The following is a 26642-nucleotide window of genomic DNA, read 5'->3' on the forward strand; positions in this document are numbered from 1 at the left end:
GCTCCTTCCCCCGGTCCGGGTACTCGGGGCCTGTTCCCGGCCCGGGGCGGGCGGGATGCTGGCGAGGGGAGCGTCATCAACCAGACTGTGAGGTGGGCCGTGACCGGCACTGCTGGCCCGGCGAGGCGAAACCGGCTGCACCGACTGGCGGGTGTGGTGGTGCTGTTGGCACCGCTCCTGGTGGCGGGCTCCGCATCCGCACCGCAGGGAGCGCCACGGACGGCCGCGGCGGACGAGACCCCGGTCGACGCCGGACGCATCACCTACGCCGGGACCGAGCACCGCAGCCTCGGCCGGGCCGTCAGTACGACCGGCTCCGACCCGCTGTTCGGGCCCGGACCGGCCCACTACGACCAGGACCCGTTCGTACGCGGCGACGTGATGGTCTTCACCAGCCTGCGCGACAGTGTGCGGCCGCAGGTGTACGTGCGCGGGGCGAACGGAGCGGTACGCAGGCTCACCGGCGACCGGGACGCCGCGCACCCCGAACTCTCCCCGGACGGACGGACCGTGGTGTTCGACTCCGCGGAGCGGGGTGCGGACGGCCTGGTCCAGCGCGACCTGTGGATCGTCGGCGTCGACGGCACCGGTCTGCGGCGGCTGACGGACACCCGCAACAACGAGACCTCCCCGACCTTCTCCCCGGACGGCACCCGCGTCGCGTTCTCCTGCGACTCCGGCGACGGGGGCGCCGGGATCATCTACGAGCAGGCCGTGTCCGGCGGAGCGGCGAGGGTCGTCAGCCATGCGACCGGCAGCGCGACCGAACCGGCGTGGAACCCCGTGGACGACGACGCCCACCGCGACCAGATCGCGTACACCCTCACCCCCACCGTGGAGGAGGACGATCCGAGGCTGTGGGTGACCGAGGGGCGCCCCGGCACCGACCGCAAACTGCTCGACGGCGGACAGGCGAGCTGGCGGACCCGCTCGGCCGCCTGGCTGGCGGACGGAACGGGCCTGGTCTTCCTCGGCCGCGACTGCACGTGCGAGTACGAACGTGTCTACCGGGCAACCGCCTTCGACACGGCCGCGCCGACGACCGTACTGGACGAGAGCCGCAAGCTCGATTCGCCCACCTGGACCGGCCCGCTGGACACCGGGACCGTCGTCGTCTCCCGCCAGACGTCGCGCAGGCCGGACAACGACAACGAAGACACAACGGTGGTCGCGACGCTCCAGGACGTCCGGCAGGACGGCTCGGACCCGCGCGACCTCGGGGTCCCCGTCCTGTGGGAGGACCCGGGCGCCGTCGACGACGCGGACCTGCTGTTCAACCCGGGGAAGGACTACGACCCGTGGACCGAGCGGCAGAGCTACACCCCGGACGGCCGGCGCATCGTCGTGACCCGCTTCGAGGGCGCCAGGGGCTCGCGCACCCAACGGATCTGGCTGGCCGACGCCGACGGCGGCAACGCCGCGGTGCTGCCGCTCGCCGGACGCAACCCCGGTGACCGGGACACCGACCCCGCGTTCTCCCCGGACGGCACCAAGCTGGCGTTCACCAGGACCTCGCCCGGCGGGGCCGGCGAGAACGCGGGGCCCAGCAGCGTCCTCGTCGCGGACGTCGCGACGGGCGCGATCATCGGCAAGGTCGTGCCGCCGGCCGGGCAGTCGACGGGGCAGGACGCGCAGCCCGCCTGGTCGCCCGACGGCACCACCCTCGCCTTCACCCGCAACCACGTGATCCGGGGCCTGGGCGGAATCAAGCACATCTGGACCGCGCCGGTGAACGCGCTCGACCGGCAGCGCGACCTCAGCGCCACGATCTGCCCCGGCGAGTGCAAGAAGATCGACGACAGCCCCGCCTTCTCCCCCGACGGCACCCGCATCGCCTTCAACCGCAAGGACGGCGGCAACGACCAGAACAGCGGGCGCGGCGGCATCGTGATCACCTCGCCGAACGGTGACGTGTGCCGGGTGGTGCTCCCGTCCGTCCGGCGGGACGACCCCGAGGCCTGCCGCCAGGACCTCCCGGACACCCCGCCGGACGGCCCCTTCCAGCCCCGTGACGTGGCCTGGTCGCCGGACGGCGGACGGCTCGTGATGAGTTCGCGCCGGGCGGCCGGCCCCGCCTCCCAGGAGCAGCTGTCCGTGCTGGACCTCTCCTCCGGCACCCTGACGTCGTTCGGCGAGCGGCTGGCCGGGCGGCAGAAGGAGCCCGCCTTCCAGCAGTCGGTCGACCTGGCGCTGACCGCGCCGCCCACCGGCCCCGAGGTGGAGACCGGCTCCTCCGGCTCGGTGACGGTCACCGTCACCAACCGGGGCCCCGCGCACTCGCCCGGCACCACGTTCACCGCCGACCCGCCGCCCGGCGTGCGGCTGGAGGACATCACCACTCCGGCCGGGTCCTGCTCCACCGGGGTGCCGCAGTGCGACCTGGGCGTGCTCCGGCCCGGGGAGAGCGTGGCCGTCACCGTCCGGCTGACCGGGGTGAGCACGGGGGACCAGCGGATCGGCTGGTCGGTGGCCGGGGCGGTGGTGGACCCGAACCCCACGGACAACGCCACCGGAACCGTCGTCCCGGTCCGGGACGCGCCGGCACCCAGCCCGACCCCGACCCCCACCCCGACCCCCACCCCCACGCCGCCCGAGCCCGAGGCGGGCCCCGGCGTGGCCGTGCGGGCCCAGCCCGCCCCCGGCTTCGTCGGCGGCCGGGTGGTGGTGACGTACACCGTGCGCAACGGACGCAACGCCCTCGCCACCGGCCTGCGGCTGAGGCTCGGCCTGCCCGCGCGCATCCCGGCGGGCCCGCTTCCGGCGGGCTGCGCGGCCGGGGTGTGCACCCTGCCCGACCTGGCTCCGGGAGCCTCCACGGTGGTCCGGATCGTGCTCGCGCCCGACCGGGCCCTGAGGACGACCGTCACCGGCACACTGACCACGACCGGCACCGACGCCGACCCGCGCGACAACGTCGCCAGGACCCCGCTGCGCATCCTGCAGCCCCGCATCGTCGCGGTGCCCGCCGTCGGCAAACCGGGGTTCGTCACCTCCGTACGGGGCAAGGACTTCCCGCCGGGGGCCCCGGTGCGGCTCACCTGGAAACCGGGGATCACGGCGGCCGCACCGCCCACCGTCCCGCGCGCGGACCGCACGTTCATCGCGCAGTTGCTGATCCTGGTGAAGGACCGGACGGGGCGGCGCACCATCACCGCCACGGGACCCGGGTTCGGTCCGGTCACCACCCCCTTCCTGGTGGTCGACGGCACCATGGTCCCGCCGAACGAGGTGGGGCGCCGGTGATCCACGAAGTCGACGAGGGGCTGCGGCTGTTGCTGGTCGAGGCGGGCCTCCAGGAGAGCGGCGTCGACCTGGTCTTCGACGCGCCGACGAAGGAATGGTCGGCCCGGCGCAACGCACCCACGGTCAGCGTCTTCCTGCACGGCATCCGCGAGGACGCGACCCGGCGCCGCACCGGCACCGCCGAGGAGCACGACGACCGGGGCATGGTGGTCGGCCGGCGCACCCCGCCGCGCTGGTTCGAGCTGACCTATCTGGTGACCGCCTGGACCAACCGTCCGCAGGACGAACACCGGCTGCTCTCCGAGGTGTTGCGCTGCCTCGTGCGGGCGGACGCGCTGCCCGGCCGGATGCTCACCGGCAGTCTCGCCGAACTGGGACTGACCGTGGACGTCGAGGCGGCGGGCCCGAACATCGACCGGCAGTCCACCGCCGAGGTGTGGTCCGCGCTCGGTGGCGAGCTCAAGGCCGCGATCGACCTGCGGGTGTGGGCACCGCTGGCCGGCGAACCGGAGCCCGCCGGACCGCCGGTCACCGAAGGGCTGGTGGTGCGGGCCGCGCCCGCACGGGACGGCGAGGGGGTGGGTCCCGGGCGCCGGCTGCGCTACGACGGGGCATCCGACCCCGGCGAGCGGGGCTTCGCCGCGGAACGCGCCCGGCAACTGCCGCCCGGCCGCCGCAGGCGCGGAGGCGCGGCCCGGTGACCACCGCACAGGACACCCCCCGGACCGCCGATGAACCGCCCGGTGCGCCGACGGCCGTCGAGGAACTCTGGGAGCGGCTGAGCCACGTCGAGCGGCGGGTCAGGAACGCGGTCGCGGCCCGGCGGGCCGTCGACCCGCAACCGGACGACCCCTACCGGGGGCAATACCTCACCCCCGAGGGGGCCGAACGGATCCTGGCGGCCCGCGACGCGTTCGGACCCGTGCCGGAGTACGCGTCCGGCCCCCCGCCGCGTCCGCGGTCCGGGAGCAGGCTCGGCCGGCTCGCCGAGGACTTCGCTCTGACACCGCTCGACGTCGACCTGCTGATGGTCGCGATGGCGCCGGACGTCGACGCCCGGTTCGAGCGGCTCTACGGCTACCTCAACGACGACCTCAACCGGCGCAGGCCGACCATCGGCCTGGCCCTCGAACTCTGCGGGCTGCCCGCCGCGAGCTCCGGCCGCTTCCGGTTCTCGCCGTCCGCACCCCTGGTCGCGGGCGGACTGCTGACGGTCCTGGAGGCCGACCGCCCACTGCTCTCCCGGGTGCTGCGGGCACCGGACCGGATCACCGCCCACCTGCTCGGCGACGACGAACCCGACGGGAGGCTGCGCGGACTGGTCCGGGTGGCCGGAGCCGAGGACGGGCCGGACCCGGAGCCCGGGACACTGCGGGTGGCGGCGGCCCTGGGCACGGGCAGCGGCCTGGTGCATCTGCTCGACCGGGGCGGCGATCCCGGCAGACTGGCGGTCGAGGCGCTCCTCGCCGCGGGGCGTCGGCCGCTGGTGGTCGACATCGCGGCGTTCGCCGCCGCTCCCGAACCGGCGGACCTCGTACGGACCCTGGCGGCCGAGGCCCGGCTGAGCCGCGGCGGTGTCGTCCTCGGGCCGCTCGAAGCCCTGGCCCCCGAGCGGCCGGAGGGGGCCCGGCTGCTCGGTGACCTGTGCGCGGCGGTCGGCGGCGTTCCCCTGATCGCGTACGGGAGGAAGAACTGGGACCCCCTGTGGGCCGGGGACAGCCCGGTTCCGGTCCACGTCCCGCCCCCCGGCCCCGCGGGCGTGGCACGGCAGTGGCGGCGGGCGTTCGACCGGGTCGGCGCGTCCGTCGGGACGCCCGCGGGGAACGTGCGGGTCGACGCGGGAGTCGTGGAGGCCACCACCGCCTACCGGCTCGACTCCGAGCAGGTGCGCAAGGCCGCTGCCGTCGCCTCCCGGCTGGCCGTGCTGGAGGAACGTCCGGTGGGCGTGCGGGACCTGCGCGCGGCGGTCCGGGCACAGAACGGCGCGGGGCTCGAACGCCTCGCCCGGCGCATCGAGCCCGCGGTCGGCTGGGACGACCTCGTGCTGCCTTCCGGAACCCGCCGCCAGCTGTCCGAACTCGCCCTGCGCGCACGCCACCGGGGGCAGGTGCTCGGCGAGTGGCGGATGCGGCCGGGCGGCGGCCGGGGCCGGGGGGTCGTGGCGTTGTTCGCCGGTGAGTCCGGCACCGGAAAGACCATGTCCGCCGAGGTGGTGGCGTCGGAACTCGGCATGGAACTCTACGTCGTGGACCTGTCCATCGTGGTGGACAAGTACATCGGCGAGACCGAGAAGAACCTCGAAAGGATCTTCGTCGAGGCGTCCGACGTCAACGGCATCCTGCTGTTCGACGAGGCGGACGCCATCTTCGGGAAGCGTTCCCAGGTAAAGGACGCCCACGACCGTCACGCCAATGTGGAGTCGGCCTATCTGCTGCAACGCATCGAGTCCTTCGACGGGATCGCGGTGCTCACCACCAACCTGCGGGCGAATCTCGACGAGGCGTTCACCCGCCGCCTCGACGTGATCGCGGAGTTCCCCATGCCGGACGCCCGGCAGCGACTGGCCCTGTGGGACCGCTGCCTGGGGACGGAGATCCCGCGCGCCGTGGACCTCGACCTGGAATTCTGCGCGCAGCGCTTCGAGCTGGCGGGAGGATCGATCCGGTCCTGTGCGGTGACCGCCGCCTACCGGGCGGCGGAAGCGGGAGGACCGCTCGGCATGGAGCAGATCGTCTCGGCCGTGCTCCAGGAGTACCGCAAACTCGGCCGGCTGGTCATGGAGAGCGAGTTCGGTCCGTGGCTGGGCCGTGCGCAGGGGCGCGGCAGGGGATAGGGCCTTTCGTTCGGATCGTGCCGGGCGGAACGCAGCCGTCTATACAACGGGCTTGTCTACGCGCATCATTGAGGTGCTTCGCACGAACGAACCATCCTCGGCCGGAACGCGGGCGCCACCTCCTTGGCTCAGGGGGTGACGCCCGGTTTCGGAATTGTCATGTACGTGTCAATCTCCGAGAAAGGGAACACCATGGCTTGCGGATCGACCAGCCTGTGGGCGGGCGAGACCAGCTGGTTCTGTTGCGGCAACTCCTGGGGCCCGTGCTCCAGTGCCGGCGGCGGCGCCTGCGGCAACTGCCAGTCCGGCGCGCGCCACGGCGCGTGGCCCAATGCCTCCCAGGCCTGCTGGGACATCACCCGGCCCGACCTCTGCGGCGAGAACATACCCAGACGCGGCTGCGGCGCGGTGATGAACGTCAGGCACCAGTGCTCGGGCGCGACGGTGTGCATCACGATCACCGACTGCGGCCCGCGCACCAAGGAGTGGTGCGGCGAGGCGACCTGCTGCAACGGCACCTGCCGCACCAACCGCGTCCTCGACCTGACCCCGGCCGCCTTCTCGGCGATCGGGAACCTGAGCTCGGGCAAGCTGCCGGTCTACATCTACGAGTGAGGAGCATCGGCATGACCGTACGACACGACCGGGCCGACGGGATGCGCCGTCGGCGCTTCCTCACCAACGCCGCCCTCGGCGGCGCGACCATCATCGGCGCGTCCGCGCTCGGCGGCTTCGACGCCGATGCCGCGTTCGCCGCGGAACCCTCGCTCGACCCCGCGATAGCCGAGTCCGCCTTCGTGGAGGGCCGCATCACGGGCATCACCGGCAGCATCCTGGAGGTGGCCGGATCCAACGGGGGCCACTCCCGGGTGCAGATGACCAATGTGACCAGCGTGTGGAAGGTGCGCGCCACCACGGCCGAGGTGATCGAGGTCGGCGACGGGCTCTACGCGCGCGGCGTCGAGATGCCCGACGGCACCGTGGCCGCCGACGCGGTCTGGGTGAACATCGTGAACCTGGACACGCAGATCCGGGGCATCGCGAAGAACCGGCTGCACCTCGCCCACGGACAGCACGAACTGGTCGGCCATGTCGCCCCGGACACCAGCGCCTCCTACGCGGGCCGCGCACTGACGTCCGACCTGTCCCGGCTGCGCATCGGGCAGAGCGCCCAAGTGCTCGGCGCCTGGCGGCCGTCCGACAACTCCGTGGACGTCGTCCGCATCTCCGTCGGCCACTGACACGGCCCCAAGGGCACAGAGAGAGGAAGAGATGCTGTCACTGACAACGAGCCTCGCCCCGCTGGTCCTCGCGGGCCTGCTCGGGTGGACCGGGGCGGTCAAGGCGTTCAGCCGGGGCACCGCACGACAGGCGCCGAAGACGGCGCTGGCCCGCATGCTGCGCAGCAGCGAACGGGCCACGACGGTGCTGCGCGTGACCGGTGCGGTCGAACTCCTGATCGCCGCGGGCCTGCTGGCGGTTCCCGCGAACCCGGCACCGGGGATCGCCACCGCGCTCCTCGGAGCGGGCTTCCTCGGATACCTCGGCTACGGCCGGACCGTGGCACCGGAATCCTCCTGCGGCTGCTCGGCCAGTGACGACACCCCCATCACCTGGCGGGCGTTCGCACGGGCGGCCGTGGTGCTGATCGGCGGTGCGACCGTCGCGGCGGCACGGGACACCTGGTGGCCGACGCTCCTCGACCGGCCCGCCGGCGCCCTCGTCTTCCTGGCCGGGGCGGCGGCGGTCCTGGTCGCGCTCTCGGCCGACCTGGACCGGTGGTGGCTGCTGCCGCTGCGCCGGACGAGGCTGCGCGTCTTCGGCCACCCGCTCCTCGGCACCGCCGGGAGGGACCGGGTGCCGGTCGCGGCGAGCGTCGAACTCCTGGAGAACTCCCTCGCCTGGCAGGCCGCCGCGCCAGTGGTCCGGTCCGCCCTGCTGGACCACTGGGAGGACGGCGGCTGGCGCATTCTCCAGTACTCGGGGGTGTACGGGGACCGCGCGGACGCGCGCCCGGTGGCGGTGCTGTTCGCGCTCGACGCCACGGCCGGGCGCGACACCGGTGACGACCCGGTCGTCCGTGTCAGCTATGTCGACGCGGAGAGCGGGGAGGCGGTGGCGGTGGACGAACTCAACGCGGTGCCGTCGCGCAGGAGTCTGCCGATGGCGGGCTGACACCGCCGCCCGGCCGCCTTCCGGGCGGCCGGGCGCCTCTTTCCGCCCTCTGGAAGAAGCCGAGCTTCTCCGGCGAGTACGACACGGGGGGACTTCCCCGCGTCGTCGAGACGGTCGTCCCGGCAGCGCTCTTCGCGGCGCGTGCGGCCGGTACGGAGGGGCGCGCCGTCCGGCAGGCGCGTCCGAGGTCATTTGTGGAGCAACTCCCGGCAGATGAAAGCCACTTGTAAAAGTTCTGTCGGCGCCGATCCGTTTCCGCAGTTCACCGGGGCGTGGATGGGTCTAGACCGTTAACGGGCCGGAAAGTCATTTACCGCATGCGTGCTTCTGTGGCTCACTATGTCATGTCCGCGCCAAGTAGACGCGCGTAGAACGCTCCGCGGGAAGCGGCGAGCCGAGATCCACCGCACCGAAACGCCATTCGGTACCACCGCATCCCATCCCTCGATCGAGCAGGAGGAAACCTTGTTCTCCCGGATCCTTTCCGCGAAGTCCGTACAGGGAAGACTCACCGTGGCCGGGGCCGTCGGCGCGAGCGTCGCACTGACCCTGGGCCTGATGTCGGGCACCGCCTCCTCGGCACCGCTGCCGTCCGGCGGCGCCGTGCCGCCGGGCAAGGGCTACATGGGCGTGGGCTACGTCCAGGACAGCAAGGACTTCAAGCCGGACACCAGGAAGCTGCACCTCGGGGCCAAGGCGGACATCGGCCCCATGGCGAACCCCGTGGGCGTGGACGTCTCCAGCTGGCAGGGGGGCATCAACTGGGCCTCGGTCCGCAGTGCGGGCATCGAGTTCGCCTGGATGAAGGCGACCGAGGGCCTGTCGTACAAGGACCCGACGTTCAGCGCCAACTACCTGGGCGCCTACAACGCCCGTGTGATCCGGGGCGCGTACCACTTCGCGCGGCCCGACGTGTCCGGCGGGGCGGCGCAGGCGGACTTCTTCGCCAGCAACGGTGGCGCCTGGTCCCGCGACAACCTGACGCTGCCGGGCGTGTTGGACATCGAGGGCAGTTGCTACGGCAAGTCGGCCGCGGCGATGCAGTCGTGGATCCTCGACTTCTACAACAGGTACAAGGCCCGCACCGGCCGCGATGTCGTGATCTACACCAGCGCGAGCTGGTGGAACTCCTGCACCGGCGGCTGGACCGGCATGTCCGCCAGGAGCCCCCTGTGGGCGGCCCACTGGACCACCGCGGGCAGCCCGACCATCCCGAAGGGCTTCCCGTACTGGACCGTCTGGCAGTACACCTCCACCGGCTCGGTGAGCGGCATCTCCGGAAACGTCGACCGCGACCGCTTCAGCGGCGACCGCTCCCGCCTGCTGGCCCTGGCCAACAACACTCCGTGACCAGGGGGCCGAGCCCACGGTGACCGTTTCCGGGAGTCCCGCAAGGGGGGAAGGCCCGCCGGCCTGCCCCCGCTGCTCTCCCGCGTGGACGGCCCGACGGGGCCGCTCGTGGCCGCCCGTCCAGGAGGCGGGCGGCCCCGACCCGTGGCCGGAAGCCGCCGGGGCCGGTGGGCTCAGGTGAGGTCCTTGCCCCTGGTCCCGGGCAGGTACCGCACGACGAGCGCGGTGACCGGCAGGAGCACCACCGCGTAGAGATTGAACAACCGGGGCTGCTTCACGACCTCCGTGAACAGCGTCTGCAAATACTCGGCGCTGCCGCCGAAGAGTGCGACGCAGACCGCATACGGCACGGCGACGCCGACGGTGCGGATCCGGGCGGGGAACAGCTCGGCGTGCGTGGCCGGGGCGACCGCCGCCAGTGCGCCGATGCAGGAGAGCATGACGGCCATCGAAACGGCGAGCTGCCAGGCCGAGTCGCGCAGGAGCCAGGTCATGGGGAAGTGGAGGGCGGCCGCGCCCAGGGAGCCGATGACCATGACGGGCTTGCGGCCGATGCGGTCGCTGAGCTTTCCCCCCAGCGGGAGGGACACGACGAACACGACGTGCGCGAGCGTCCCCGCCCACAGGGCCCGGCCGGTTCCGATCTTGAGGCTCGTCGCCGCGTAGGCCGGAGCGGCCACGGCCCACACGTAGTAGATGACGGTGAAGCCGACCGTCATGCCCACGACTTGGAACGCCTGCTTGCGGTGTTCGGCGATGGACTTCACGAGCGAACGGGCGGCTGCCGTCCGCGCTTCCTCGCGGATGCCTTCGAACGCCTCGGTTTCGGGCATGCGGGCCCGCATGACGAGTCCGTACACACCGAGCAGCCCGCCGATGAGGAACGGGATGCGCCGTCCGAAGGCGTTCATCTGCTCCTCGGTGAGTGCCGCGGCGAGGACCGCGCCCAGGAGCGTGCCGGAAATGACCCCCGTGGTGGCGGAGACGTAGATCATCGAGGACCAGAAACCGCGCCTTTCGCGCGGGGCGATCTCGGAGAGGTAGGTCTGGGCCGAGGGAAGTTCCCCGCCGTGGGCGAGGCCCTGGACGAGCCGGGCGACGAGCAGGAACAGCGAGGCGAACGCGCCGACCGAGGCGAAGGCCGGGGCGAGGCTGATCATGAGACTGCCGACCGCCGCGAGCCCGATGGAGAGGGTCATCGACGTCTTCCGGCCGATCCTGTCACCGATCCAGCCGAAGACGAACCCGCCGAGGGGGCGGGTGACGAAACCGACGGCGAAGATCGCGAGTGTCTGGAGGACGGCCGAGGTCTGGTCGGCGGGGTTGAACAGTTGCTTCGCGAAGAACGGTGCGAAGGTCGCGTAGATGGCCCAGTCGTACGACTCGACGGCGTTGCCGGCACCGGTGCTGATGACGGCACGGCGTGGGGACTGGTGCGAGGGCCGTACGGCCTCGGCGGGGACGGCCAGGGACGGCGTTGCTCCGCCACTCCGTGAGGGCCTCGGCGTCGCGGGAGTACCCGGCGGTGATGCCCAGCCCGCCAGGAGTCTGCGCGTGGTCCGTCCCCGGGAACCCGGGGACGTCCTTCACCAGGTCTTCCACGCGTGCGTCGGTCTCGCTGCAGCCGCTCTGGTACCGGGTTCGCACCGTAGTGAAGACAGCCACGCAGCAAGGGGGTTCATAGGCCTCGACGGGGACGACAAACGCTTCCGAGTGATCGCTCATGGCCGCCACCCCAAGGCGGGATGCGCCCCGTGGTCCGGCCCTGCACGGTGAGGTAGACGGTCGGCGTCTGCTGAAGGTCAGCTCACTCGGCGAGCTTGCCGTCCGCCCGCACGGTGAACCAAGTACCGTTCACACCCTGGCCGTTGGTGTCACCGGGCTGCTCGTCGCCGGTGTACCAGTAGAGCGGCCAGCAGTCGATGGTGAGCTGCTTGGTGCCGTCGGGGCGGGTGTACTTGATGAGGAGCTCGGGGTCGATGCCCTTGATGTTCTTCTTGTCGACGAGCTTGGCCGGCTTCCACTGCTTGAGGCAGTCGCCCTGGCAGTTGGACTTCATCGGCCAGGCGGTGTCCTTGGTGAAGCGGTAGAGCGTGCGGCCCTTGCCGTCACGGACGATCTCGCCGAGTTCCTCGTCCTCGACCGTCGACAGCGCGGGCAGGTCCTTCGGGGCGCTCACGGTCCGCTTCGCCTTCGACCCGTCGGGTGCGGCCGCGAACCACGTGCCGCCGATGCCCTGGCCGCGGGTCTGCCGGGGCTCCGTGTCCTGCACGTAGCGGTAGAGCGGCCGGCCGGCGAGCGTGAGCTGCTCGGTGCCGTCGGCGCGCTCGACCGAGCCCAGCAGCGCCGGGTCGAGGCCGCGGCCCGCCTTCGCGCCGTCGGCGAGCACCGGAGGCCAGGTGGCGGCGCAGTCGCCCGCGCAGTTGGACACGGGGGGCTCGGTCGTGTCCTTGTCGAAGCGGTACAGGGTGAAGCCCGCGCCGTCCGTCACGACCGGGCCCAGACTCTCGCTCTTCCACACGCTCAGGCGGCCCGCCTCCTTGGGCTGCGTCCCGCCGGCTCCCGAGGCGGAACGCTCGGGGGAGTCGGCGGTGGCTGCCGCCGTGCTCCGAGAGCTGCCGCAGGCCGCTGTGGTCAGGACCGCGGCGAGGGTGAACACGACCGGGACGTAGGCGAATTTGCGCATGGGGATCCCTCTTTCGGAATTATCGATGAATGCGTGAAGTGAATTGCTGAGCTCATTGCCCAGGTGGTTGTGCGGCCTTCTCGGCATCTTGGATTTGTTCGATGTGTGCCTGAAAGGCCCGCCCCGGCAGCCGGGGAGGAGGTCGGCCGACTGCCGGAGCGGAGTTTCTGGACCCGGAATCCGTCCTGGCCGGTCACTGTGAGCACGGCTTCGGCGGCAGGAGGGTTCAATGCCGGGGAATTTCTTTCCTCAAGTCGCCCTTATCGGCGTGGGCCCGCGGGCCGCCACCACGTGCCCGACCGTATGCGCGCTGCCGCACGCCCCGTCGTACGGGATACGTCACACACGACCCGTGCCCGCCCCCGCCAACGTCTGTGTCGGGACGACCGCCTGGATGCCGAGCACGCCCAGGTCCACGCTGCCGTCGCTCTCCGCGTACCACCGCCAGTGCGCGCCGGGGATGTCGCCGACGGTGAGGACGGTCCAGCCGCCGCCCACCGGTGTGGAGAGGTCCGCGAGGGCCCGTGCCTCCTCGGCGGTCGGCGCCTCCTGGAGGACGACGAAGCCTGTGACCTCGCCGGTACGGGCCGCGCCACGCACCAGGCCGATGCCCAGTTCCTCCGCCGAGTTGAGGATCTCGTCCGGTGCCTTGCCCTGCACGTCGGTGACCGAGCGGACCCGGACCAGACCGTTGAGGCCGGGCAGGGCGCCGGCGCTCGGGTCCACCGATACCACCACCGTGCTCTGCCGGGGAAGTTCGAGAAGGCCGCGGACCAGGGCCGCCACGGTGTCCTGGGCCACGGCGAGGTCACCGGTGATGCTGAGCGCGCCGTTGATCTGTCCGAGGTCCACCATGACCTGCGCGCCCCGCTCGCCCACTCCGATCCGGGCCAGGTGCGGCAGCGCCAGGGCCGGATCGGCACTCGGGTCGCCCTCGATGACCGAGGGCAGCCCGGTGCGCTCCCAGCAGTTGGGTTCGAGGGCGGTCCACGGTGCGGGGGCGGTGTGCGCGCCCGACACCGAGGCGAGCAGTTTGGTGGGTTCGGCAAGGACGCTGTAGACGCGCACCGGACGCTCCGCCTTCGCCGGGTCGGCGGGGACGAGCTCGCGCAGCGCCTGCCGGACCACCACGGGCGTACGGGTGTCCGCCGCGAGACGCTTCGCCAGGGCGCCGCGCCGACGCCGCCGCAACGCGAGTGCCAGGCGGTGCGGCAGCCTCGGCCGCAGCACGCGGGCGGCCCGCGCGACACCGGAGCCGGTGGCGCGCGCGGCCCGGCCGAGCGGGCGCCGCGCGACGATCAGTACGGTCAGCGCGGCGACACCGGCGATCCCGCCGAGCAGCCAGGGCTGCTTCAGCCGGTCCCCGACCCCGGCGAACGGGCCCGACGCCCGGCTGGGCGCGGTGCGGGGCGCGGGGGACGCGCTCTGCCGCGAGCTCTCCTTCGTCACGTCCGCGCCGGTCTCGGGCAGTACCCCGAACTGCACTCCGGGGCCGTCGGCGTCCTCCGGCAGGATCAGCGCCAAGTCGGGCACCAGCTGGTCGGGGCTGACGAACGCCGAGCCGTCCGGGAGCGGGCGCCCGCTGTTGAGGACCAGGATCTCCTCGAACCGGTCGCCGTCGCCGAGGGTGCGCCGCGCGATCTCGAAGAGGGTCTCCTGCCTGCCGCCGTTGTCCTGTGCGGACTTGACCACGTAGTACTTCGTCAGCTCCTCGTCCGCCCGCAGCGCCTGGGGGGCCCGTGCCTGGACCGATCCCCGTACCTGGACGGAGAGCCCTTCCCGTACGGAGGCGGTGCGGACCGTTGTCCCTTCGTATGCCTGTGCCGGGCCGAGCAGCGCCAGCCACGCGACGGCCGTCAGGCCGCACACCGTGGTCAACCGGGCCGTGGTGTGCCACGGGGCTGTCCGCCGTACGTCGTTCGTCTTCCTCGGGGCGTCGCGCATCTTTCTCGTCCTCCTCCGTACGGGGCCTGGTGACGCGAACTGCTGGGGCGTCGGCGGTCACACGCGCCCGATCGCGGATCGGTTCAACGCGCTGAACCGAATCGGGGACCGGCCCGTTATGGGGTGCTGAACGAGCCCAGAACCAGGAGGAGTTGGAAATGGCGCGTCGGCACAGCACGGGTTGGGAGGTGCTCGGGTTCGGCGAGGACCCCACACCGGGAGACCCCGAGGCGATCAGAACGTTGGCCAGGACCTACCAGGAACTCGGGGACGGGGCGGGAGAGGCTGTCGATCTGCTCCGCGACGACGGGGCGATCCGGCGCGGCAAGGGGCAGGCGATGGACGCCCTGAAGACGCGCATCAACAAGGACCTGCCGGGCCTGCTCTCGAAGACCAGGGACTCGTTCCGTACCGCTGCGGGCGCGTACGACCAGTACGCGAACACCCTGACCGACGCCCAGGACATGCTGGACCGGGCGATCGACCAGGGGCAGGAGGTGGCCGGCACGGCGAACACCGAGGTCCCTGCGCTCGCGCCGGACGCGTCGCCGGAGCAGGCGGCGGACCACCAGTCCCGGCAGGGCGAGGTGAACGCGGCGAAGGAGCAGCTGTCGGCGGCCGTGCTGTTGGGCCAAGAGGCGCAGAAGCTGCGGGAGGAGGGCTCCACCAGGGCTTCGATCGTGCTCGATGACGCAGCCGAACAGGCCATCCCCGCACGGGACTTCGTGAAGGCATTCGGTGACTTTCTCGCGGACAACCCGTTCGTGGAGATCATCACGGGCATCCTCGTCGCGATCGTCGCGGTGTTCCTGCCGGTCGTGGGCCTCATCCTGGGCGCGATCCTGTTCGCCGTGTCGGTGATCCGCATGGTGTCGCAGGGGAAGATCGACGCAGGTGAGATCATCGTCGGCCTCCTCACCCTGGTGCCCGGCGGTGTGTTGCTCGGCGGCCTCGGCAAGGTGGTCGCGGCGGCGGGCAAACTGGCCAAGTTCGCTCCGTTCCTCGCCAAGGTCGGCAAGGGGATCGGGACGACCTCGGCGGCCGTCGGGGCCGCCCTGAAGAGCTCGACGTTCGTCCGAAAGGTCATCGATCCGCTGGCCAAGGGCCTCGTGGGACTGAAGACCTCACCGGCCCTGGCGCTCGCCGGCAAGTTCGGGATCGACGTGAGCACCGAATTCTCCCTGGGCTTCCTGGCCAGCGGTCTCACGGCGTTGTTCGACGGCAAGAAGTTCGACGCCGCCTCGGCGGCCAAGGGTGCGGCGATCGGCGCCGCCACGGCCGGCGCCCTCACCGTGTTCGGCGGGACGAAGTTCGCCAACAACATCAAGGACGCCTTCGTCACCAAGGGCAAGTTCAAGAGCAACATCGGCAAGGCGTTCTCCCTGGAGAGCGTCGGCGTCGTCAACGGCCAGTTCAAACCGGGCGGCGTCCTGTTCGTCGACACCAAGGGCATGGGTCAGAAGACCGGGTTCCACGGCATCAACGGCACCACCAAGACGGACGCCTCCACGGGCGAGGTGAAGACGAAGGTCACGACTCCGGACGGCACGAAGACCGAGGCGAAGACCACTCCGCCGGGACCGAAGGCCGATCAGCTCCAGCCCGTGGACGACCTGCCGTTCGCGCCGCTGCCCGCTGCGGAGACGTCGACCAAGACGACGACGCCGGACGGCTTCGCCTCGAAGACCGAAGGCGGCGTGAACACCATCACCAGCCCGGCCGGGGACACCATCACCTCGAACGGGACCACGACGACGATCAACACCCCGATCGAGGGCCCGACCACGAAGGAGACGGTCTTCGGCGCGCTCGGCGGCGAGTTCGCCCCGGCGCAGTCGGAGAAGCCCGTGCTCTCCACGGAGCTGGGGCCGAACGGATTCACGACGTCCGGACCGTTCGGCGGTGTCAGCAAGGACGGGACGGGCACGACCACGTTCAGCTCGCCCGGCGACGGCGCCGGCCTCACGCCGGAGTTCACCGTGAACAACAACACGATCTCCACGCCCGGCGGCCTCACCGTGACCGACGGCGGGGGCTTCACGACGGTGGCGGGCGGCGGCCTCACCGTCGACAACCAGAACGGCATCACCTCGGTCTTCAACGGTCCCGGAGACGGCGGCCAGCCGGTGGCGTCCCACAACCCGGCGGACGGCTCCGTCGACGTCAACTTCGGCAACACCACGATCAACGGCAACGCGGGCAACTTCGGCGGCGGTGTGACGCTGCCGGACGGCACACAGGTCTCCGTCGGCAACGCCGGTGGCGTCAACGTCACCAACGGCGACGGCGGTGGCCAGACCGTCAGCCTGCCCCCGGCGAACGCTGGCGGCCCGATCACCGTCGCCGACGGCAACGTCACCACCAGCATTCCGCAGGGCGGCGGCGCCACCATCACCACACCGGGCGGCCCCACCACCACGCTCGACAACACCGGGTTCACGGTGAACACCGGCGGCCCCAACCCGGAAACGGTGCAGTTCAATGGCGCCAAAAACACCCTCGACGTGACTCCGCCGGGTGGCCAGCCGCAGGTCTCGGTCGGCGCGGACGGTGGCATCTCGACCGGCGGCATCAAGACCGACGGGGGCGGCGGCGGTGCCGTCACCGGGGGCGGTGGGGCGGTGGAGTTCTCGCCCTTCGACGTCAAGTTCAGCACCCCGGACGGCACGTCGCTGACCGTCGGCCCACAGGGCCGGATCGACCTCGCCCCGGCAGGCACCCAGCCGCCCCTCACGGTAGGCCCGAACGGTGACATCGCCGTCGGCGCACCCGGCGCGGCCGGGGTCACGTTCACCACCCCCGACGGGGGCTCGGTCGCCACCAAGCCCGGAGGCGGCCTCGATGTGACGCCCGCGGGCGGTCAGCCGCAGGTCTCGGTCGGCGCGGACGGTGGCATCTCGACGGGCGGCATCAAGACCGACGGCACCGGCGGCGGTACGGTCACGGGCGACGCAGGCAAGATCGAATTCTCCCCGTTCGACATCAAGATCAGTGCTCCGGACGGCAGTACGTTCTCTCTCAACCCCAACGGCAAATTCAACGTCGACGGGATCAGCCATGGCGCGGACGGCGTCACCATCGCGGGCTCGACCTCGGTCGACAGCGACGGCTCGGCGAGCATCGCGCACGGCGGCCAGGAGATCCATGTCGACGCCGCCGGCACCATCACGGCCACCGACGCGCAGGGCAACCAGGCCGTGCCGGGCGTTCCGCAGCCGACCCCCGGCAATCCGGTGAACGTGGGCAACACCACCATCTCCGTGAACAGCGGCGGCGGCCACTCCGTCACCGTCCATGGCACCAATGGCACCACGGTCACGGTCAGCAACGGCTCCACGACCGTCAACTCCGGCCCCATCCAGGCGAGTCACGGCCCCAACGGCGTCACCGGCACCCTGGGGGGCCCGAACCCCATCCAGGTCGGCCAAGGCCCGAACGGTGTCACGACGGTCAGCCAGAACGGTACGTCGGTCAGTACGGGCCCGGACGCGCCCACCACGGTCGGGCCGCAGGGGCAGGCCCCCGCAGTCACCGTCAACCCGCCCACCGGTGAAAACCCCGCGCAGGTCACCACCGCCGACGGCAGCACCGCCGGCGTCCACGCCGACGGCACCGTCACCAAGTCGGCCCCCGACGGGCCCGGCAGCCAGACCGTCACGGTCGGCGGCGGGGGCGCCACCACCGTCACCACCGGCAACGGCTCAACGACCGTCAACTCAGGGCCCTTCCAGGCGAGTCACGGCCCGAACGGCGTGAGCGGCACCCTCGGCGGACTGAACCCGGTCCAGGTCGACCTGGGCCCCAACGGCGTGACGACGGTCAGCCAGGGCGGTACGTCGGTCAGTACGGGCCCGGACGCGCCCACCACGGTCGGGCCGCAGGGGCAGGCCCCCGCGGTCACCGTCAACCCGGCCACCGACGGCGCCCCGACCCAGGTCACCACGGTCGGCGGCAGCAACTCCACCCTGACGGGCAACGGCGCCCAGACGAACGCGAACGGCGCCACCAGCACGATCAACAACGACGGCACCGTCACCACCCAGGCCCAGGCAGGTCCCAACACCACCGTCACCAACGGCCCGAACGGCACGACGGCTTTCGACAACGGCGGCGGCTTCGGCGTGGACAACACCGGTACCGTCACCAACGGCCCGGTCACCGTCACCGCCCAGACGGATGCCGGCAACAACCCCGTGGCCACCTTCACCGACACCGGAGGGGCCGGGGCCCAGGCCACCGTCGGCCCGAACGGGATCGACGCCCAGGGCGTCACCACCACGGTGAACGCGAACGGCGATGTCGCCTTCACCCACCAGCCGGCGCCCGGCGCCACCACCACCGTCACTTCCGGCCAGGACGGGACGATCACCACGCAGACCCCCGACGGTTCCGGCGCGCAGGTGCCGCCACGCGCCGGCCCCGCGGCCGGCGGCGGTGGTCAGGCGGCCGCACCGGCCCCCACCACCGTCACCAACGGCAACGGCGGTGTCCTGTCCTCGGACGGTCAGACCATCACGTACGACACGGATGGTTTCACGACCACCATCGGCAACGACGGGACCGGCCCGGCGACCACCACGGTCCACCATGACTCCGGTGTCGTCCACACCGTCGACAACAACGGGCAGGCAACCGTCACCAACTCGCCGAGCGGCGCCACCGTCACCGGCACCAACACGCAGGTCACGGTGAACACGCCGCAGCAGGAAGGCTGGGGCCTGTTCGGCTCACCGGACATGACAGGCGGGCAGAACACCCTGTCCAACGGCCCGAACGGCCCCACGATCACCACTCACGGCGTCGACCCGGTCTCCGAGCCGGGCAGCACCGTCGTGCACGGCCCGAACGCGGGCGGTCCGGAAGGGGAGTTCTCGGTCACCTACGGCCCGGCCTCCGGCACCTTCGCGCCCGGCGGTGTCACGGCCCTCGGCCCTTCCGGCACCCACGTCGACCCCACCACGGGCACCCCCATCGACACGGCGGGCAACCCCATCGGCAACGGGCCCGGACAGACCTCCATCAGCACCGTCAACGGCGACGGCCACAGCGGCATCACCGTGCCCACGCCGGGCGGCGGACCCACCGTGCACCACGACGGGTTCTTCGGCGGCGCCACCACCGTGGACACCGCCAACAGCACCCTGGGCAAGAGTCCCGGCGACGTGGAGAACGCCGGAACCGCGGGCCAGAAGGCGGGCGTCGTCGACGGCCCGCACAACCCGCTCGACCCGGCCCCCGCGCCGGGACCCGAGACGTTCACCGCGGGCGGCAACGGTGGGCCCACCCTGGACGCCCCGGTCGGCGGCAAGGGCGGCAGCACCGCCCACGGCGGCACCTTCGACGTGAAGGCGAACGGCGACGGCTCCTTCGAGGTGTCCGTGCCCGGCGGCGGAAACGGCCCCGGCGACACGGTCACCATCGGACCGGACGGCACCCTCAACGGGCCCGGCGTGACCGTGCCGGGGGCCCTCGCCCCCGGACAGGAAGGACCCGCCGGGCCTCCGCAGGTGACGTTCAGCAACAACACCACCGTCACGGGCGCGCCGGGCACCCCGCCCGTCGTCACGGCGGGTGACGGCGGCGGAACCACCACCACCATCAACAACGGCACCGCCACCACCACCGACGCGGCCGGCAACGTCACCATCACGCAGAACCCGGACGGCACCGCCACCTTCAGCAACAACGCGGGGAACGAGAACACCACGTTCACCTTCACCAAGGACGGCGTGGAAGGCACCGTCACCACCACCGACGCGGGCGGCAACCAGACCACGTTCCACGTCGACCTCAACAACAACGGGTCCGTTCAGGTGAAGGACGGCAACGGCAACACGCTCACCGAACTGGACGCGGCGGGCTCGTACAACGAACAGCACACGCCGATCCACGACTACCACGCCCACACGGGCGGCCCCACCTCGGTCACCGAACTCCACGAGTACGGGTACGAGGCCCTCACCAGCATCCTCAAGGGCGCCGTGTCCCAGGCCGTCGGCTTCGGCTACGAGGTGGGCGCCAACGGCGCCGACCCGCAGACCACTCTGGAGAACGCGGGTATCAAACTCGGTTACGGCGTGGGCAATTCCCTGGCCGGCAAGAAGGTCGAGAACGACCACGGCTTCAAGACCAAGGGCCCTGAAGTCCCGCTCACCTCCATTCCCACGAAGACCATCGGCGGCCTCAACGCCAACCAGGACACCCAACTCGCGAATCCACCCGAAGAAGCCCCCATCAAGGTGTGAACCGACTCCGCACCCCCCGCGTGTGTAGGGCGCGGTTCCGTACAGGGGCCCGGGAAAGGGCCCCACGAAATACCCACCCGCACAACCGACTCGGAAAACGGAGACATTCCACATGGCCGACTACATCGTCAACGACGAGAAGACCAGCGCCAGCGCCGCGCAGACCATGAACGAGTACGACATCGCGGTCGCCCAGCTCAACAAGATCAAGACGGACCTGGACGCCCTCACCGCGGACGGCTACAACACCCCTTCCGCGCAGCGGGACTTCAAGCCGTTCGTGCAGGAGTACACGGACAACTACGCCAAGGTCACCGAGGGCCTGACGGGCATCTCCGAGTACGTCAAGAAGTACGGCGAGGGCATCACCCAGTTCGACTCCGACATGGGGTCCAGCCTCAGGGGCTGACCTCACCCCGGCGCCGGTCGGGCCGGGCCGGGACCCCTCCGCGGTCCGGCCCGACCGGCATTCCCGCACCTGACGGCACGCACGCGTGCGTACCGTCTTCCCCCGCGTGCCACGAGGAGCACCGACGATGCGTCTGACCGTCACCGCCGTCGACCCGGAGCAGGGCCGGACCGCGGACATCATGATCGAGGCCGACCCCGAAGTCCCGGCGGGCGAACTCGCCGAACAACTGCACCGGCGGCTGCGCGGCAGCGAGCCGAAGGACCGACCGGTCCTCTACCACGGCGCCACCCCGCTCCTCGCCGACCAGCCGATGGCTGCCGCCGCCCTGCGCTCCGGCAGCCTGCTGTCCCTGGACGCACCCGCCCCCGAGGCCGGACCCGAACCGGACGGAGTCGTGGAGCTGCGGGGCGTCGGCGGTGCCGACGCCGGAGTGGTGTTCCGGCTCCCGCCCGGCGACTACGAGATCGGCTCCGCCGCGTCCTGCCGCATCCAGCTCCGCGCCGACGGGCTCGCGAAGACCGCTGCACGCCTGAAGGTCCTCGCCGACGGCACCGCGACCGTGCGGCCCGTCGATCAGGACGGCATCAAGCGGGACGACACCGAGGTGCGGGACTGGACGCCGTGGCAGGTCGGCGGCGTCCTCGCGCTCGGCCCCGCCCTGCTCGAACTGGCCGCACCCTCCGTTCCCGACGCCGCGCTGCAGCCCTCCGACGACGGCGTCGGAGTCGACTACAACCGGCCGCCCCGACTGCTCCCGCCGCCCGTCAACAACCGCTTCCAGCTCCCGGTTCCGCCGGGTAAACCTGCCCGGGGAAAGCTTCAACTCGCCCTGATTTTCTCGCCGTTGCTGTTGGCCGGCGTCTCTTTCCTGATCTTCAACAACCCCCGGTTCCTGGTCTTCGGCCTGCTGTCCCCGGTCGTCGCCCTCGTGTCGCAGCTCTCCAACAAGCGCCGGGGCAAGGAGAGTTACGAGGATCAGCTCAAGGAGTACGAGGAGAAGAAGGCCACGCTGGAGGACGACGTGGCAGAGGCCGTCCTGGCCGAACAGCGTGTCCGCCGCCTCGCCTGTCCCGATCCGGCGTCCGCCCTCCTGATCGCCACCGGCCCGCGGCAGCGGCTGTGGGAGCGCCGCTGGCGCGACGGCGACTTCCTCCTGATGCGGCTCGGCATCGCCGACCGCCCCGCCCTGGTGGAACTGGAGGACCCCTCCGAGCCGGAACACCGTCGCAGGATCAACCGCACCACGCACGCCGTTCCGGTGGCCGTGCCACTGCGCGAGGCCGGCGTCATGGGTATCGCGGGCGGCGCGGACAGCGAGCCGCTGGTGCGCTGGCTGATCGCCCAGTCCGCCGTCCTGCACAGCCCCTCCGACCTGCGGATCTGCGTACTGTCCGGCACGGGCGGCGCGGAGCGCTGGTCCTGGGTCCACTGGCTGCCGCACTGCGCGCCCCTCGGCGAGGACACCGTCACCCTGGTCGGCGCGAACGCCGAGTCCGTGGGCCGTCGCATCGCCGAACTGACCGCGGTGATCGCCGCCCGGCAGGCGGCCGGGGACCGGGCGCCGCGCGGCGGCGCCGTGGGCGAGCCCGACATCCTGGTCGTTCTCGACGGCGCCCGCAGACTGCGTTCCCTGCCCGGCGTCATCCAGATCCTCCGCGAAGGGCCCGCCGTCGGCGTGTACGCGCTGTGCGTGGACGACGAGGCACGGCTGCTGCCCGAGGAGTGCCGCGCCGTGGCCGTGGCCGGCCCGCGGTGGCTGCGCGTCGAGCAGGACGGCACCGACCCGGTCGACGAGGTCCGCATGGACGCGCCGGGGCGCTCCTGGTGCGTGGGCGTGGCCCGCGCGCTCGCACCGATCCGCGACGTGGGCGACGACGCCGACGAGAACCTGCTGCCCGCCTCCGCCCGCCTCCTCGACGTACTCGGCCTGGAGCCGCCCGCCCCGGACGCCGTCGCCGCGCGCTGGGTGATCTCCGGACGCAGCACGCGCGCCGTGATCGGCGAGGGCGTGGACGGCCCGTTCGCCGTCGACCTCGCCGCCGACGGCCCGCACGCCCTGATCGCCGGCACCACCGGCTCCGGCAAGTCCGAACTGCTCCAGTCCCTGGTGGCGAGCCTCGCGGTCGCCAACCGGCCGGACGAGCTGAACTTCGTCCTCATCGACTACAAGGGCGGCAGCGCCTTCGCCGAGTGCGAGGACCTGCCGCACACCGTCGGCATGGTCACCGACCTGGACACCCACCTCGTGGAGCGCGCCCTGGTGTCCTTGGGCGCCGAACTGAAGCGGCGCGAGCACGTCCTCGCCGAGGCGGGCGCCAAGGACATCGACGACTACACCGACAAGCGCACCCGACGCCCCGAACTCGCCCCGCTGGCCCGACTCGTCCTGGTCATCGACGAGTTCGCCTCGATGGTGAGGGAGCTGCCGGACTTCGTCTCCGGCCTCGTCAACATCGCCCAGCGGGGCCGCTCCCTGGGCATCCACCTGATCCTCGCCACCCAGCGGCCCTCCGGCGCCGTCACCGCCGACATCCGCGCCAACACGAACCTGCGGATCGCGCTGCGCACCACCGACACCGGTGAGAGCCGCGACATCATCGACGCCCCCGACTCCGGGCAGCTCTCGCCCCGTACCCCCGGCCGTGCCCATGCCCGGCTGGGGCATGCGGCGCTGCTGCCGTTCCAGACCGGCCGGATCGGCGGACGGCGACTCGACCCGGAGACCGAGAACATGAACCACCCGGCGCCGGTGCTCGCCGAGCTCCACTGGGAGGACCTCGGCGACCCGATGCCCCGGCCCCCGGCCCAGGAGGACGCCTTCCAGCCGGTCACGGACCTGTCGGTCCTGGTCGAGGCCCTGCGCGGCGCGGCCGCACAGCTCTCCGTGCCGCCCGCCCGCCGCCCCTGGCTGCCGCCGCTTCCCGGCACCCTCACCCTCGCCGACCTGCCCCCGGCCTCGGACAACGAGGCGGCCGGGACCGGGCGGCTCGCACCCGTGGCATACGGCCTCGTGGACGTGCCCACCGAGCAGGCACAGCGCCACCTCACCTTCGACCTCGACGAGACGGGCCATCTGTACGTCATCGGCTCGCCGCGCAGCGGCCGCTCCCAGACCCTGCGCACCCTCGCCGCGGCGCTGGCCGGCGCGCACAGCTGCGCCGACCTCCACCTCTACGGCCTGGACTGCGGCAACGGCGCCCTCCAGGCACTCACGGCCCTGCCGCACTGCGGCGCCGTCGTGGACCGCGGCCAGGTCGAGCGCGTGGCACGGCTGCTGAGCCGTCTGGTCGCGGAGGTCGGACGGCGCCGCGAACTCCTCGGCCGGCAGGGCGTCGCCGACCTCACCGAGCTGCGCCGCACCCTGCCCGAGGAGGACCGCCCCGCGCACATCGTGGTCCTCGTCGACCGGTTCGAGGCGTTCGAGCGTGACTTCTCCGGTTACGACCAGGGTTCGGTGATGGACGCGATGACGCTCCTGATGCGCGAGGGAGCCGGCGTCGGCGTGCACCTGGTGCCGAGCGGTGACCGCATCCTCGGCCAGGGCCGGTTCGCCTCCGCCACGGAGGACAAGCTGGTGCTGCGCCTCAACGACCGTACCGACTACTCGATGGTCGGCCTCAGCACCCGCAGCGTCCCCGAGGACCTGCCGGCGGGACGCGGCATCCTGGTCAAGAGCACCGACAGCGCCCAGATCGCGCTCGTCTCCGGCACCGACACCAGCGGCGCGGGACAGGCACGGGCGCTCGGCGTGCTCGCCCAGCGGGTTTGCGAGCGGGACGCCGACGTGCCCGCCGTGCGCAGACCGTTCCGCGTGGACGTGCTGCCCGACCGACTCGACTTCGCGGACGCGATGGAGCGCAGGCCGAAGGGCGGCTCCCCGCTGTGGGCGATGGTCGGCGTCGGCGGCGACGAGCTGGCCGCGATCGGCACGGACCTGTCGCAGGTTCCGTCGTTCGTGGTGGCCGGTCCGCCGCGGTCCGGCCGGAGCACGGTCCTGCTCACCATGGCCAGGTCGCTGACCGCGCTCGGCACGAAGATCGTGGTGATCGCGCCGCGCAACTCGCCGCTGCGCCGCCTGGCCGGACAACCGGGTGTCGTCGAGGTGTTCACCGACGCGGACGTGGCGGTCGCCGACTTCCGGGCCGCGCTGGGCAAGGTGGACACCCCCGCCGGAGCCATCCTCGTCGATGACGCCGAGATGATGATCAACTCCGAGCTGGACACCGACTTCGTCGCACTCGCCCGCGGCAGCGCCGGGGACGGCTGGGGCCTCGTCGTGGCCGGCAACAACGAGGCCCTCCTCGGCGGCATCGGCGGCTGGCAGGCCGTCGTACGCCGCAATCGCTGCGGCGCCCTGCTCGCGCCCCGTCTGATGAGCGACGGCGAACTGGTGGGCGCCCGCCTGCCGCGCGGCCTGATGGGCCGCGACAGCGAGCCGGGCCGGGCCCATCTCCAGCTCGGCGACGGCCGGTTCACCACGGTCCGCGTACCGGAGACGAGGGTGGACTGAGGCTCACCACTCCGCCCGGCGCCGTCCTCCGCCCCGCTCCCCGCCACGGGGCCGGGGCGGAGGCGGCGTCGGGCTGTCCGGCGTATGCCAAGGGGGAGCCCGGTGCCGACGCACACGACAGGCACCGGGGCCGCCACCGAAGTCCCCGCACGCCCAAGGGCCCGGCCGCTCCGACGGAACGGCCGGGCCCCGCTGCGGGCGGCGCCCGTCAGGTCGCCGCACCCACCGCCACCGGCGCCTCCTCGCCGAAGGCGAATGTCGACGTGATGGCGTCGAAAAGGTCGTACAGCTGATCGGCCAGCGGGATGTTCGGGCTGAAGCAGGTGATGATCAGGACCCGCTCGCCGCCGGGCACCGGCACGAACGTGTGCGTCACGACCAGCTTGTACGAGACGCCGTCGGCGATCTCGGCCTCCTCGATCCCCACGATCCGGACGGCCGGGCCGACACCGGGCAGCGTCTCCGTCGTGAGGGTCCGGGTGGTGCCCTCGCCGCGGCGGCCCCCGGCGGCGGAGAACTGCTTGGCCAGGCTCTGCGCGGAGAAGTCCGCACCCGGCGGAGGCTTCACGCTGAAGACCATGAGCCCGGCCATCAGCAGACCGTCCTCGTACATGGTCGTGGTGCCCGCGGCATAGACGGCACCGCGCCTGCGGGCGCCGTCCATGATGCGCCGCGCGCTGCGGAAAGCCTGGTTGATGGCGTCGCGGGTCTCCTTCTCCGGGGCCTGCCGCAGCATCTCGGCCCGGCGTTCGGCGAGCGTGTCGCCGCTGAGGTCGTACTCCGTCCAGGACTCCGGGATGCCGATCCCGAAGCTGTGCGAACCGTTGGTCATGGGACTGTGCTCCTCGATCTCGTTCAGGCCAGGCCGGTGGGGGGAAGCAGTACGTCGTCGTTCTTGGACTCGGGGGCGCCACCGGCCGGCTGCTGGGCGCCACCGCCCTCACCGCCGCCGTCCTTCAGCGACGCGCCCATCTGGCGGTCGAAGTCGTCGAACGCCTTCACGATGGCCTCGCAGGCGTCCTTGAGGTCCTTGCTGTTCCGCTTGACCTGCACCCGCCCGTCCTTCCACTCGTCGTCGAAGTCGGTGCCGGAGCGCACCAGCGGCGGGCCGACGTCCTGGGCGTTGAAACCCGTCGGCCCGGTGTCGATGAGGTCCATCACCCGTCGCAGGAGCTCGCCGAGGCGTTCCACCTCGTCTCCCGGCATCTCGATCTCGGCCAAGACCCCTCCTTCGTACGCGTCGT

At 72.0% G+C, this 26642-nt stretch carries 16 protein-coding genes; 10 read left to right on the top strand and 6 right to left on the bottom strand.

Annotated elements, in window-relative coordinates; genetic code table 11:
* The first annotated feature begins 99 nt into the window (after nucleotides 1-99).
* From ACWCXX_RS19290 to ACWCXX_RS19300, 3 genes are read left to right on the top strand one after another with little or no spacing between them, the layout of a single operon-like run.
* On the top strand, nucleotides 100-3243 hold the full coding sequence (locus ACWCXX_RS19290; protein ID WP_451128716.1) for a hypothetical protein: 3144 nt from the start codon (nucleotides 100-102) through the stop codon (nucleotides 3241-3243).
* Nucleotides 3240-3944, top strand: coding sequence for a DUF4255 domain-containing protein (locus tag ACWCXX_RS19295; protein WP_451128718.1), 705 nt, complete (start codon nucleotides 3240-3242; stop codon nucleotides 3942-3944). Before ACWCXX_RS19290 ends, ACWCXX_RS19295 begins: the two co-directional genes overlap by 4 nt.
* Nucleotides 3941-6076 carry an AAA family ATPase gene (locus ACWCXX_RS19300; RefSeq protein WP_451128720.1) on the top strand — a complete coding sequence of 712 codons (2136 nt, stop codon included), beginning with the start codon at nucleotides 3941-3943 and terminating at the stop codon, nucleotides 6074-6076. The genes ACWCXX_RS19295 and ACWCXX_RS19300 overlap by 4 nt, the downstream gene beginning before the upstream one ends.
* A gap of 128 nt (nucleotides 6077-6204) precedes the next feature.
* On the opposite strand, the gene ACWCXX_RS19305 is transcribed toward ACWCXX_RS19300, so the two are convergent.
* On the bottom strand, nucleotides 6205-6528 hold the full coding sequence (locus tag ACWCXX_RS19305; protein ID WP_451128722.1) for a hypothetical protein: 324 nt from the start codon (nucleotides 6526-6528) through the stop codon (nucleotides 6205-6207).
* Between ACWCXX_RS19305 and ACWCXX_RS19310 the strand changes: the two genes are divergently transcribed.
* The 4 genes from ACWCXX_RS19310 (at nucleotide 6521) to ACWCXX_RS19325 (ending at nucleotide 9601) form a co-directional block, all read left to right on the top strand.
* Nucleotides 6521-6691 (top strand): hypothetical protein, encoded by a 171-nt coding sequence (locus ACWCXX_RS19310; protein ID WP_451128724.1) that lies wholly within the window; start codon nucleotides 6521-6523, stop codon nucleotides 6689-6691. The genes ACWCXX_RS19305 and ACWCXX_RS19310 overlap by 8 nt on opposite strands.
* Before the next feature lie 11 nt (nucleotides 6692-6702).
* Nucleotides 6703-7317 carry a cell wall protein gene (locus ACWCXX_RS19315; RefSeq protein WP_451128726.1) on the top strand — a complete coding sequence of 205 codons (615 nt, stop codon included), beginning with the start codon at nucleotides 6703-6705 and terminating at the stop codon, nucleotides 7315-7317.
* A 31-nt stretch (nucleotides 7318-7348) separates the two neighbouring features.
* On the top strand, nucleotides 7349-8251 hold the full coding sequence (locus ACWCXX_RS19320) for a MauE/DoxX family redox-associated membrane protein (RefSeq protein WP_451128728.1): 903 nt from the start codon (nucleotides 7349-7351) through the stop codon (nucleotides 8249-8251).
* 558 nt (nucleotides 8252-8809) lie between these two features.
* On the top strand, nucleotides 8810-9601 hold the full coding sequence (locus tag ACWCXX_RS19325; protein WP_451128887.1) for a GH25 family lysozyme: 792 nt from the start codon (nucleotides 8810-8812) through the stop codon (nucleotides 9599-9601).
* Nucleotides 9602-9774: 173 nt separating this feature from the next.
* Here the strand turns inward: ACWCXX_RS19325 and ACWCXX_RS19330 are convergent, their stop codons facing one another.
* The 3 genes from ACWCXX_RS19330 to ACWCXX_RS19340 form a co-directional block, all read right to left on the bottom strand.
* Nucleotides 9775-11145, bottom strand: a complete 1371-nt coding sequence (locus ACWCXX_RS19330) for an MFS transporter (RefSeq protein WP_451128889.1) — start codon at nucleotides 11143-11145, stop codon at nucleotides 9775-9777.
* 263 nt (nucleotides 11146-11408) lie between these two features.
* Nucleotides 11409-12287 carry an SCO0930 family lipoprotein gene (locus tag ACWCXX_RS19335; protein ID WP_451128730.1) on the bottom strand — a complete coding sequence of 293 codons (879 nt, stop codon included), beginning with the start codon at nucleotides 12285-12287 and terminating at the stop codon, nucleotides 11409-11411.
* 339 nt (nucleotides 12288-12626) lie between these two features.
* The gene (locus ACWCXX_RS19340; protein ID WP_451128732.1) at nucleotides 12627-14231 is read right to left on the bottom strand and encodes a hypothetical protein; all 1605 of its coding nucleotides are present in this window, start codon (nucleotides 14229-14231) and stop codon (nucleotides 12627-12629) included.
* 158 nt (nucleotides 14232-14389) lie between these two features.
* Here ACWCXX_RS19340 and ACWCXX_RS19345 point away from each other — a divergent pair, with 158 nt between their 5' ends.
* The 3 genes from ACWCXX_RS19345 (at nucleotide 14390) to ACWCXX_RS19355 (ending at nucleotide 25398) form a co-directional block, all read left to right on the top strand.
* Entirely contained in the window at nucleotides 14390-20476 is a 6087-nt protein-coding gene (locus ACWCXX_RS19345; RefSeq protein ID WP_451128734.1) for a beta strand repeat-containing protein, read from the top strand.
* 112 nt (nucleotides 20477-20588) lie between these two features.
* Nucleotides 20589-20885 carry a hypothetical protein gene (locus tag ACWCXX_RS19350; RefSeq protein ID WP_451128736.1) on the top strand — a complete coding sequence of 99 codons (297 nt, stop codon included), beginning with the start codon at nucleotides 20589-20591 and terminating at the stop codon, nucleotides 20883-20885.
* A gap of 127 nt (nucleotides 20886-21012) precedes the next feature.
* A complete protein-coding gene (locus ACWCXX_RS19355; RefSeq protein ID WP_451128738.1) occupies nucleotides 21013-25398 on the top strand; it encodes an FtsK/SpoIIIE domain-containing protein in 4386 nt (1461 codons plus the stop codon).
* A 208-nt stretch (nucleotides 25399-25606) separates the two neighbouring features.
* On the opposite strand, the gene ACWCXX_RS19360 is transcribed toward ACWCXX_RS19355, so the two are convergent.
* Both ACWCXX_RS19360 and ACWCXX_RS19365 read right to left on the bottom strand, forming a co-directional pair.
* Complete coding sequence (locus tag ACWCXX_RS19360) at nucleotides 25607-26230, bottom strand: hypothetical protein (protein ID WP_451128740.1); 624 nt, start codon at nucleotides 26228-26230, stop codon at nucleotides 25607-25609.
* Between the two features lie 23 nt (nucleotides 26231-26253).
* On the bottom strand, nucleotides 26254-26619 hold the full coding sequence (locus ACWCXX_RS19365) for a hypothetical protein (protein WP_451128742.1): 366 nt from the start codon (nucleotides 26617-26619) through the stop codon (nucleotides 26254-26256).
* Between the last annotated feature and the right edge of the window lie 23 nt (nucleotides 26620-26642).

It is taken from the genome of Streptomyces sp. NPDC001732, assembly GCF_053596315.1.